The sequence below is a fragment of the Brevibacterium sp. genome (genome assembly GCF_022712115.1).
Lineage (GTDB): Bacteria > Actinomycetota > Actinomycetes > Actinomycetales > Brevibacteriaceae > Brevibacterium > Brevibacterium salitolerans.
In genome coordinates this window covers 1-11,125 of the sequence record NZ_JALAHB010000139.1, presented here as the reverse complement: position 1 = coordinate 11,125, position 11,125 = coordinate 1, and the positions used below count along the sequence as shown (strand labels likewise).

The window sequence follows — 11,125 nt, the reverse complement described above, 5'->3', positions numbered from 1 at the left end:
CTCGTCCATGAGCCGCTCCGCCCGCCACACCTCGTCCGAGCCCACGAAGTAGAACTCCGCGTCCACGCGCGGGGCATCGGCGAATGCGGGCATCCGCAGGAGCGCGGCCCGGTAGACGGCCAGCTGCAGCTCCATGTGGCGCAGCCGTTCCGGGTCCGCAGGTTTCCTGCCGGTCTTCCAGTCGACGATCCGGACGCCGCCGGCAGTGCGGAAGACCGCGTCAATCTTGCCGGGGACGTGCAGTGCCCCACCGCCGTTCCTGCGCTCCAGCACCAGCTCGAAGGACAGCTCCACCGCCGCGGGCGACTCCTCGGAGTACGCGGACCTCAGGAAGGTCTCCTGCAGGCGCGCGAGGGTCATCTGCGCCGCCGGGGGCAGACGCGCGCCGCTCTCGCCGGCCTCCACGTCGAGCAGCACGGCCTGCCCGTAGTGCTGCTCCACCCAGGCGTGGAAGGCGGTGCCCAGCTCCGCGCCGGTGCTCGGTGCCTCGGGCATGGGCCGGAGCCGATCGGCCCACCAGCCGGCCGCGTCCGTGCTGAGCCCCACCATGGCGGTGGCGGAGAGGCGGGCGGGCAGCGCCAGCGGCGAGGCCGCGCGCTCCTCCTCCTCGAGCAGCTGGTGCGCGCGCACCGCCAGGGCGCGCACCCGCGGGGACTCGGCGCTCCGCGCCAGCTCGCCGAGCGACGGGACGGAGGCCTGCACCCGGCGGAGGAGGTCGAGACGCTCCGCCCGCTGCCTCACCAGCGCCTCCGGATCCGCGGACGGCCAGAGCGCCGCGGCCGCGGCTTCCTCCGCGACCGGGTCAGCCTCCGGCAGCTCCGGGAGCGCGACGCCCAGGCATTCGGCGACCTCAGAGAGGAAGGGGAAGTCCTCCACCGGCCGCGTCCGGCCGAGCGTGTAGCGGGAGGCGGAGACGAACAGGCGCTTCCTGGCACGGGTGAGCGCGACATAGGCCAGGCGGCGCTCCTCCCTGCGATGGTGGGCCTCCAGCGCCGCGCCCACGGGCCCGTCGTCCTTCAGCCGCTCCTCGAAGTCCTTGGGGGACTCCAGCTCCATGGTCCTCAGGTCGAAGTCCGGGAGCTTCGTCCGGTCCCCCCGCAGGGGGTAGGGCAGCGCACCTCCGGAGAGCCATCCGGCCTTGGTCCTCCTCCCGCTGGGCAGTCCGCCGTCGTGCATGAACGGTACGGCGACCGCGTCGAACTCCAGGCCCTTCGAGGCGTGGATCGTCATGATCGTCACCGCCCCCGGAGCGGGCTCCGCCGTGGTCTCGCCCAGGTCCTCGGCCTCCTCCATGACGCGCAGCCAGCGCAGGAACTCCCGGGGACTGCCCGCGGGATGCTGCGCGACGAAGCCGCCCACCACCCCGAGGAAGCCGTCGACCTGACGCGCGTGCACCCGCTCGTGCGCCGGGGGCAGGGCGGCGATCTCCGTATCGATGCCGAGTTCGCGCACGATCGCCCGCAGCAGCCCGGTGAGCGTGACGTCTGCGCCCCGCAGCCGGCGCAGGCTCCGGGCGAGCCGGATCAGCCGCCGGTGCGCCTCCGGGCTGAGCAGGACGCCGGAGTCCGCCTCTCCGCCGGCGGCCTCCGCGGAGCGCACCGGGGGCTCCTGCACATGGAGGAGCTCGTCGAGGCCCTCGACCACGCCGATCCCCTCAGCGATCTCCTCCCCGGGGCGCTGAGGGTCCGGCATCGCCACCGCCCGTGTGCGCACGAACTCCGCGAAGGCGCGCACGTCCGCCGCACCCAGTCGCAGCATCCGGCCGGTGAGCAGACGCATGAGGACATTGCCCGCGTCCGGGTCCACCAGCACCTCGAGCGCGGCGAGGGCGTCCGCGACGAAGGGATCCTCGAGGAGGCCGCGGACGCCCACCGCCTCGACCGGCAGCCCTGCGTCCTCCAGTGCCGCGGCGATGTGCCCGAAGCCGGCGCGCGTCCGGCAGAGGACCGCCACGGAGGGCTCCTCCGGCGCGGCCAGGCCCTTCTCCTCCGCCTCGCGGCGTGCCTCCCGCGTGAGCTCCTCCCGCACCCGCAGCACCCAGGCGACGAGCTCCGAGAGCTGGGAGGGCGACGGTTCGGTCTCCGACGACGCGGGGATGCCCGGGTCCACCGCCTGGGAGGTGAGTGAGACCTCGACCGCGCCCGGTCCGGCCTGCGGCCGTGCGGAGAGACCTGTGCGCTCGTCTTCGCTGTCCAGTCCCAGTGCGATCCGGTTGGCCGCGGCGAGGATCGCCTCGTCGTTGCGCCACGAGGTCATGAGCCCGTACTTGGCCGCCGGCCGGTCCCCGGGACCGCGGAAGGAGCCGGAGAAGGAGGTGATGTTGTCCGCACTCGCCCCCCGCCAGCCGTAGATCGCCTGCCGCGGGTCCCCCACCGCCATGACGGGGGCACGGCGGAACAGTGTGCGCAGGAGCAGCAGCTGCGAATAGGAGGTGTCCTGGTACTCGTCGAGGAGGATGACGTCCCAGCGCGACCGCTCCGTGTCCAGGGCGGCCTCCGAACCGGTCATGATCCGGTGGGCGAATGCCACCTGGTCGGAGAACTCCATGCCCCCGTCCGCACGCTTGACCTCCGCGAAGCTCCGCGCCAGTCCGAGGATCCGTCGCTTCGCCTCCAGCTGGGGGACGATCTTCTGCTCGTGCGCCACCACCAGCGGCCGTGCCAGCGCGAGCGCCTCTGCCCGGCCGGGGCCGCGGCCTACTGCCTCCAGCGCGTCCGCGGCCTCCGTGAGCTGTGCGGAGAACTGCCTCTTCGCCTCCTTGTCCGCGTATTCGCCGCTGCGGCGCAGACGCACGGCCTTCGCCAGCCCCCGCAGGAACTCCGGTGTGCACAGCGCCTCGACGGAGGAGTCGAGGACGGCGGCGATGTCGTCGAACGACACGAGGTGCTCGCCCATCTCCCCCAGCAGCTGGGTCATCCACGCCGCCATGGTGGACCGCGCCTTCTCCGGGACCACGGCCGCCGAGGTCGCGGCGTCCAGCACGCCGTCCACCAGTTCCCGGCGCGCTGCGGCGTCGAGCACGCCGTCGCCGCCCTCGAGGCCGATCTCCATCCCGTAGTCGCCCACCAGCGAGGCGGCGTAGGAGTTGTACGTCGAGATGACGGGCAGGTCCAGTCCGGGCAGCTCCTGTGCGCGCTGCGTGCGGTCACCCGCCGCGGCTGCGGCACGGCGGTAGCGGGCGAGCATGGCGCGCACCCGCTCGTTGAGCTCCCCCACGGCCTTGCGCGTGAAGGTGAGGCCCAGCACCCTGTCCGGTGCGACGAGACCGTTGGCCACGAGCCAGACGACGCGCAGGGAGATGACGGTGGTCTTGCCCGATCCGGCGCCGGCGATGACGACGGCGGACTCCAGCGGGGACTCGATGATTCGCTGCTGCTCCGGGGTGGGGCGGTTCGTCCCCAGCAGGTCCGCCAACTCCACTGCGCTGATGCGGTGCGCGCTCATCCCTGATCTCCGTCCGCTGTGAGTGTCGTCATCGCCGGGCAGGAGGACCGCACGGGGCAGTGCTCGCAGTGGCGTCCCGGGGTCGCCGGGAACTGTGCCGCGCGCATGCCGGCGGCAGCCGCGTCGATGAGCTCGTACGTGTCCGCGTGCATCCGCGCCCCGCTCTCCGTCCGCCGGTCCATCGCGGACTGCGTCCGCACCGTGGCGGGCAGCCCGCCCTTCCCCGTGCCCGTCCCCCGGCCGAGGTGGCCGCGCGCGCCGCCCGCGGGCTCCAGACCGCGCAGACGGAGGGGCTCTCCGGCGGAGTGCGCTCCCGGTGCCGCGGGCTCTGCCTGTGCCGAGGGCTCTGCGGACGCGGGGGCGACGATCGCCTCCCCCTCCGCCAGCGCGTACTGGTAGACCGCCAGCTGGGGGTTCTCCTCCGCTTCCTGGTAGGACGGCTGGACCCTGCCCGTCTTGAAGTCGATGACGCGGACGGTGGCGCCCACGCGCTCCAGCCGGTCCGCGCGACCGGAGATGCGCCACGGCCCGCCGCGGGAGCCGGCCGGGGACGCCGCGCTCACCTGTGCCTCCGTGAGGACGTCCACCTCCGCAGGTGCTCCTGTCGCCTCCTGCAGTGCGGCCGCTCGAGCGGCCATGTCCTCCCGGCTGTACCGGAGGTAGTCGATGAGCGCGTCGACCATCGTCTCCGCGTCCCGCCGCGTCCGGTCCCGTTCCCATTCGGAGCCGAGGAGCGCATAGTCGAAGGCCTCCTCGAACTCCGCGAGCATGGCCGCGCGGTCCGGCTCCGTGTGGTGCTCCGCCACCTGGTGCATCGCGGTGCCGAACGAGGCGGCCGTCACCGTCTCCCCCGGCCGGCCGCCGCTGTCGGTGAGGAACCACTGCAGGGGGCAGGTGGCGAACGCCTCCACCTGCGAGGGCCGGATGCGCAGGCGCTCCTCCGCCGTCCGCGAGGGCGCCGCCGAGGACGGCTCGTACCAGGTGCTCCAGGCGCCGGGATCCGCCTCGCGCAGACCGGCGGCGGCGAGCGCGGCCACCAGCCGCGCCCACTCCTCCGGCTCCTCCTCCGTCAGCAGCCCCTGCCGGGCGAGCCCCGCGATGTCGCGCAGACGGGCGGGGACGAGGTCAGCGGCGGCCGTCTCCTCCGGAGCCTCGGGTTCCGCCGCCGCGGCCCGTCCCTGGCCGGTGACCGTGCCGCCCGCGTGCTCGCCTGCGAGGTGGTGGAACGCGCTGGGGCTCGTCTCGCCGTCGTCCAGCGCACAGACCACGAGCTCGTCGCGCGCCCGGCTCACGGCGGCGAGGAAGAGCCCGCCCTCGTCGCGGATGGTCCGGCGGCGCGCCTCCTTGAGCGCCTCGCCGGGGGCGTACTCCTGCTCCGCCGCCGCGGGATCCCGCAGATGCGCGAGGAGGTCCGCGGGGTTGAAGGCGTTGCGGCGGATCCGCGGGTTGGGCCAGTGGCCCTCGTCCACGTCGACCACGACCACGCGGGAGAAGGAACGGTGCGAGACTCCCGCCGGGGAATCGACGGTGAGGAGATCGAGTGCGTCCGTGCGGCTGAGGGAGTCCTGTGCGTAGGTCTGTTCGAGCACGCGGGAGGCGAAGGCCTCCGCCTGGAGCCCCACGGTGTCCTCCAGCTTCTTCGCCAGTGCGAACAGCCGCACCACGGCGTCCAGCCTCTCGCGCAGCGGCGAGCGGGGATCGCGCAGCACCTCACGGCGCCAGCCCTCGGCCACGGCGGAGCACTCCCACAGCTGCCAGAGAGCGGCGTGCGGGGAGTCCGCGCGGACCTCCGCGCCCTTCCCCACCATCTGCGCCGCGCGCACGAGCGGGGCCGGGAGCGGGCTGCCGCCGGACGCCTCCGCCCAGGTGAGCAGGGGGTCGTCCCCCGGCTCCAGGCCCACACCGCGGAGCGCGCGCACCGCTTCCCTCTCCATCCCCCGCAGCGCGAGCGCGTCCACCCCGCCGTAGACGCCGGTGAGGAGCAGGCGCAGCAGCGCCGCCCGTTCCTCCGGGAGCGCGGAGTCCGCCGTCAGCAGCCGCAGGAGCGGCATCGTCGCGGGATCCACGGCCAGGGGGAGGTCCGTCGACTCCACGGGCAGCCCCAGCGCGCCCAGCTCGGAGCGCAGGCTCACGGCGGTGCCACTCGTGCGGGCGATGACCGCGATGTCCGAGAACGCCACATCCTCGTCGTGGTGCCAGGTCCGGACGAGACGGGCGACGTGCCGCGTCCGCTCCGCCGCCGAGGAGTGGGTGACGACGCTCAGCCCGGAGCGCGCGGGCGGCTCCGCGGCGCCCTCGGACGCATGCCCCGGTCCCGGCACGTGCCCGAGGCCGAGCGCGGCGGACAGCCTCCGCGAGAGGGCGACGGCGAGGTCCCGGACCGGTCCGGTGCCGCGTGCGCCGGGCCACTGCGCCGGCAGCACGAGGGTGCGCCCGGGTACCTGCCCGGTCCGCAGTGCGCGCGCCCAGTCCGCCACGAGCCCGCCGGCACCGCGGAAGCCCTGCGTGGAGGAGTCCGGCGAGCCGAACACCGCGACCGCGCAGCCCAGGCGCGTGAGTCCTGCGAGCATGTCCGCCGCGGCGTCCGGGACGTCCTGGGCGGCGTCGACGAGGACGCAGCGGGGGATCCGCTCCGCGGAGAACGTCCAGGCGCTCCCGGCGACGGCACCGGCCTCCGCCTGTCCGCGGATGATCGCGGCGGCGTCCGCGAGAACCCCGGAGGTGTCCACTCCGCCGTACCCGGGGAACGAGAGCTGGTCCCGGTAGTCCTGGAGCACCTGGGCGAGCGCGAGCCATTCGCCGCGGCCGGTCTCCCGGGCGGCGGCCTCCGCCTCCACCGGGGTGACCCCGCGCACCAGCACCGCGTCCAGCGCTTCCCGCAGCTGGTCCCGGAAGGCGGCGGTGCGGCGCATCTCCGGGCTGAAGGAGTCCGGCCACCGCGGAGAGCGCACGCGACCCTCCTCGAAGCCCTCCAGGAGGGTCCCGAGCACGGCGTCCTGGTCCGCGCCGGAGAGGAAGCGCGCGGCCTCGCCCAGCGTCGCGGCGGTCTCCGCGGAGACGAGTCCGAACGCCAGCGAGTGGACGCTGCGGGCGCCGGCGCCCGTGCGGACCGCGCGCTCCCCCGCGCCCACCCTGTCCCGCAGCGCATCCGCGTGCGCGCGGTTGGGGGTGAGGACCAGGACGTCGTCCGGGACGAGCCCGTGGACTCCCAGCAGCCGGGAGTGCGCACCCACCAGGGTGTTCGTCAGACCGCTGCCGGGCACGGCGGCGACGCAGACGGAGGAGCCGCCGGCGAGCAGGTCCGCGACCTCGGCGGACGCCGCCGCGAGGGGACCGCCGTGCGCAGGACGCGAGTCCGTCCGCTCGCTCATGTCGTGGGGATCGCTCATGCGGCCATTCCATCACGGAGCACGGACACGGGGGCCGCGGGCGGGACGCGGGGAACGCACTGCGAGACGCCTCGCGGCGCCGAGATGACCGGTGGGTATCATCGGGACATGTCGACCGCCCCCAAGAGGATGCCGCGTGCGCAGCGCCGCACTCAGCTCATAGACTCCGCCGTCCGCGTCTTCGCGGAGCGCGGGTACAGCGCCGCTTCCATGGACGACGTCGCGGAGGCCGCCGGCATCTCCAAGCCCGTGCTCTACCAGCACTTCGACTCCAAACTGGACCTCTACCTCGCGGTGGCCCGCACCGCGACGCAGACCGTGGATTCGCTGCTGCGGACCGCCCTGGACTCCGAGGGCGACGGCCGCGTCCGCATCCGCCGCACCATCCGTGCCTTCTTCCGGTTCGCGGACGAGCACCGCGACCAGTACACGATCGCGTACACCGCCTACTCCTACGAGCCCGCCGCACAGCGGATCTTCGAGGAGGTGCGCAGCGGGCTGGCCCGGGAGCTCGCCCGCGTGGTCTCCGGCGGAGCGGACATGGACGAGCAGACCACGCGCCTGGTGGGCGGCACGATCGCGACGATCGGCGAGTCCGCCACCCGGTTCGTCATCGCCGACGACGCCATCGACCGGGATGCGGCCGCGGACGCCTTCACCGCATTCATCTGGAACGGGATCGAGGGGCTCGACCTGTTCGCGGCGGGGCGGCCCTCCGTGTGCGCTCCGCCGAGAGACTAAGCTGGGTCCCCGTACGCACGCCGCCCGGCGAGGAGCCGACCGCGGCGAGCAGACTCCGCCGCAGGAACCCGGCCGCCGCAGGGCACCTGTGTTCGGGACGGCTCGGCCGCCCGGAAACCCCAGCCATCGAAAGGAACATGCACAGTGGAGATCAAGATCGGCATGCGCCAGACCAACCGCGAGATCGTCCTCGACTCGGACAGGTCCCGCGAGGAGGTGGGCGAGCTCGTCGCGGCCGCCCTCTCCGACGGCGCCCTCCTCACCCTCGACGACACGAAGGGCCGTCGCGTGATGGTCCCCGCCGAGGCCCTCGCCTATGTCGAACTGGGCGAGGAGCAGACTCGGCGCGTAGGATTCGGCGTAGTCTGAGTGCCGCATCGGTTCCTCCGGCGGTGAGCGTGCGCGCTGCCTGCCGGTGCGCGGAACCGACCGCGAGCGAACGACAGGGCGGGTCTCCTCCCGAGGGGACCCGCCCGCGCCGGTGAGCGGGCCCGCCCGCGCCGGCCTCGGCGGCCACGAGCGCCGCCACGGGATCGCGACGGTCCCGTCCGGGTCCGGCCCCGCCAGCAGGGCGGGGCGGCCCACGCATATCCGTGCTCCTCATGGAGCACCGTGAGGAGAGAACGTGACAGCAGAGAACACGACGGCGGAGACCAGGACCTTCGCGGACTTCGACGTGGCACCGCCCATCGTCGAGGCCCTGTCGGAGGCGGGGATCACCGCGCCCTTCCCCATCCAGGCCATGACACTGCCTGTGGCGCTGTCCGGTGCGGACATCATCGGACAGGCGAAGACCGGGACGGGCAAGACCCTGGGCTTCGGCATCCCGCTGCTCCAGCGCGTCCATGCCCCCGGCGAGGAGGGCGCTCCGGAGCCCGAGGGCCGCAGCCCCCAGGCCCTCGTGGTCGTGCCCACACGCGAGCTCGCGCACCAGGTGGCCGGTGACCTCGAGGTCGCCAGCCGCAAGCGGCCCTCGCTGCGCGTGCTCACCATCTACGGCGGCAAGGCCTTCGAACCGCAGCTCGAGGCGCTGGCCGCCGGCGTGGACGTGGTCGTGGGCACCCCCGGCAGGCTGCTCGACCTCCACGGCCGGCGCGTGCTGCGCCTGGACCAGGTCCGCACGGCCGTCTTCGACGAGGCCGACGAGATGCTGGACCTGGGCTTCCTGCCGGACGTGGAGCGGATCGTCGCGGCCCTGCCGACCGGCCGGCAGACCATGCTGTTCTCCGCGACGATGCCCGGTGCCGTGATCGCGCTGGCACGGCGCTACATGACCCGTCCCACGCACATCCGCTCGCAGGATCCGGCGGACGAGACCCAGACGAATGCGGACACACGTCAGTTCGCCTACCGCGCCCACGCGATGGACAAGTCGGAGATGGTGGGCCGCATCCTCCAGGCCGAGGGCCGCGGCAAGACGATCATCTTCGCCCGCACCAAGCGCACGGCGGACAGGCTGGGCGAGGAGCTGCGCGATCGCGGCTTCTCCGCGCGCGCCCTCCACGGCGATCTCAACCAGCAGATGCGCGAGAAGGCGCTGGCCGCGTTCCGCGAGGGCAGGGTGGACGTGCTCGTCGCCACCGACGTGGCCGCCCGCGGCATCGACATCGACGACATCACCCATGTCATCAACTACCAGTGCCCCGAGGACGAGAAGGTCTACGTCCACCGGATCGGCCGGACGGGCCGCGCCGGGCGCACCGGCACCGCGATCACCCTCGTCGACTGGGACGATCTCCCCCGTTGGAAGCTCATCTCCCGCGCGCTCCACCTGGACCTGGACTCGCCGGAGGAGACCTACTCCACCTCCACGCACCTGTTCGAGGAGCTCGGCATCCCGCAGGGCACCAAGGGGCGGCTGAAGCGGCGCCAGCCCGCTGCGGGCGAGGAGCGGGAGCAGGGCAGCGGGCGCTCCAAGCGTTCGAGTGAGCGCTCCGCGAAGGAGGACCGCCCGCGCCGCACGCGCACCCGCGGCGAGGCCAGGGCCGGCGACGGCGAAGGGCCCAGCGGCAGGGTGGCAGCGGCTGAGCAGGCCTCTGCCGGCGAGGAGGCCGGAGCCGGCGGGAAGACGGAGAAGCGCGGGGCGGGAAGGCGCGGGTCCGGCAGTGCGGACCGGGCCGCCGAGGACGCGGGCCGGAGCCGAGGCGGCCGTCGCCGTCGCGGCGGCTCCGGCGAGGACGCCGCTTCCGGCGAGCGCGTCCGGAACGGCCGGCCCTCCCGGGGAGAGACCTCCGGGCGCGGGAACCGCGCCGCAGCGGGCGGCTCCGCGACGGCGCCGCGCCGCGTGGTGCAGGAGACCCGCGGCACCAGCCCCTCCCAGCGGCGCCGCCGGCGCTCCCGGCTGACCGGTGAGGACGCCGGGAACTCCGGCGCGCAGGACTGAGCTCCGGCACCTCGTGCCGGGAGTTCGGACTCCCGGCACGGACACCCGCCGGCGCGTCCGCGCACCGGCACCCGCACAGGGCTGGGACCCGGAGTCCCTGTCCTGAGCTCAGACTCCCAGCGCGGGGACTCCGTCGGTGCGCTCCACCAGCCGCAGGAGCTGGTCCCGAGCGGTGGTGTTCTCCCCCAGTCGATTGGGCTTGCCGGTGCCGTGGAAGTCGCTGGAACCGGTGACGAGCAGTCCCGCGTCCGCTGCCACCCGCCGCAGCCATGCGCGTTCGTGTGCGGGGTTGTCACGGTGGTCGACCTCGAGCCCGTCGAGGCCCGCCGCGATGATCTCCCGCATCCCCCGCTCCGGCACCACGCGGCCGCGGGCGGAGGCGCGCGGGTGGGCGAACACCGCCGCCCCGCCGGCCTCGTGGATCATCCGCACGGCGTCGAGGGGTGAGATGACGGGCAGCGGCACGTAGTAGCGGCCGCTGCTGGAGAGGATGGCGCCGAACGCCTCGGTCCTGTCCGCGACGACCCCGGCGCGCACCAGGGCGTCCGCGATGTGCGGGCGGCCGATCGTGGCATCCGGTCCCGCGATCTCCAGTACGTCCTCCCAGGTGATCGGGTGATCCTCGGCGATCCTCTCCGCGATCGTCCTGCTGCGCACCACTCGCGCCCGGCGGGCCTCGTCGATGGTCTCCGTGATCTCCGCGCCCTCCGGGCTGTGCAGGTAGCAGAGCATGTGGACGCTGATGCCCTCCCAGCGGCAGGACACCTCCATCCCCCGGAGCAGTCCGATGTCCAGGCTCGCGGCAGCCCGTGCTGCGGGCTCCCATCCGGCGGTCGTGTCGTGGTCCGTGAGCGCGACGACGTCGAGCCCGGCCGCGGCCGCGGCCTCGACGACCTCTCCCGGCGCGTCCGTGCCGTCCGACGCGGTCGAGTGGGTGTGGAGGTCGATGCGCACGTTCAGAAGACTAGGCCCTGCCCGCGCGCCCGCCCTGCTGGACGTTCCACTGCTGGACCACCGGCTGACCCCGGTCGTCGCCGAGCACCGAGTAGGTGGCCGTGGCGATCGCGAACACCCGCCCGTCGGCCACCTCGAGGCCCAGCCAGCGCGCCGCCAGGACGCGCAGCGAGTGCGCGTGGGCGAACACCAGCGTGCGCCCGCCGAGCGACCG

Annotated in this window: 7 protein-coding genes; 3 read left to right on the top strand and 4 right to left on the bottom strand. The window is 74.1% G+C overall.

Features of this window, described 5'->3' with window-relative positions:
- Nucleotides 1-3,444, bottom strand: a 3,444-nt coding sequence (locus Q0A33_RS07950) for a UvrD-helicase domain-containing protein (RefSeq protein ID WP_291794942.1), incomplete at its 3' end; no start/stop codon positions are given.
- Entirely contained in the window at nt 3,441-6,833 is a 3,393-nt protein-coding gene (locus Q0A33_RS07945; protein ID WP_291794941.1) for a UrvD/REP family ATP-dependent DNA helicase, read from the bottom strand. The genes Q0A33_RS07945 and Q0A33_RS07950, both read right to left, overlap by 4 nt.
- A gap of 108 nt (nt 6,834-6,941) precedes the next feature.
- Here Q0A33_RS07945 and Q0A33_RS07940 point away from each other — a divergent pair, with 108 nt between their 5' ends.
- The 3 genes from Q0A33_RS07940 to Q0A33_RS07930 all read left to right on the top strand — a co-directional run bounded on the left by Q0A33_RS07940 (nt 6,942) and on the right by Q0A33_RS07930 (nt 9,957).
- Nucleotides 6,942-7,574 carry a TetR/AcrR family transcriptional regulator gene (locus Q0A33_RS07940; protein ID WP_291794938.1) on the top strand — a complete coding sequence of 211 codons (633 nt, stop codon included), beginning with the start codon at nt 6,942-6,944 and terminating at the stop codon, nt 7,572-7,574.
- 144 nt (nt 7,575-7,718) lie between these two features.
- Nucleotides 7,719-7,943, top strand: coding sequence for a DUF3107 domain-containing protein (locus tag Q0A33_RS07935; protein WP_291794936.1), 225 nt, complete (start codon nt 7,719-7,721; stop codon nt 7,941-7,943).
- Nucleotides 7,944-8,199: 256 nt separating this feature from the next.
- Nucleotides 8,200-9,957, top strand: coding sequence for a DEAD/DEAH box helicase (locus tag Q0A33_RS07930; RefSeq protein ID WP_291794934.1), 1,758 nt, complete (start codon nt 8,200-8,202; stop codon nt 9,955-9,957).
- A 108-nt stretch (nt 9,958-10,065) separates the two neighbouring features.
- Here Q0A33_RS07930 and Q0A33_RS07925 read toward each other — a convergent pair whose 3' ends face one another.
- Nucleotides 10,066-10,911: a PHP domain-containing protein gene (locus tag Q0A33_RS07925; protein WP_291794932.1), complete on the bottom strand. Its 846-nt coding sequence runs from the start codon at nt 10,909-10,911 to the stop codon at nt 10,066-10,068.
- A gap of 10 nt (nt 10,912-10,921) precedes the next feature.
- The coding region (locus tag Q0A33_RS07920) for a histidine phosphatase family protein (RefSeq protein ID WP_291794929.1) at nt 10,922-11,125 on the bottom strand (204 nt) is incomplete at its 5' end.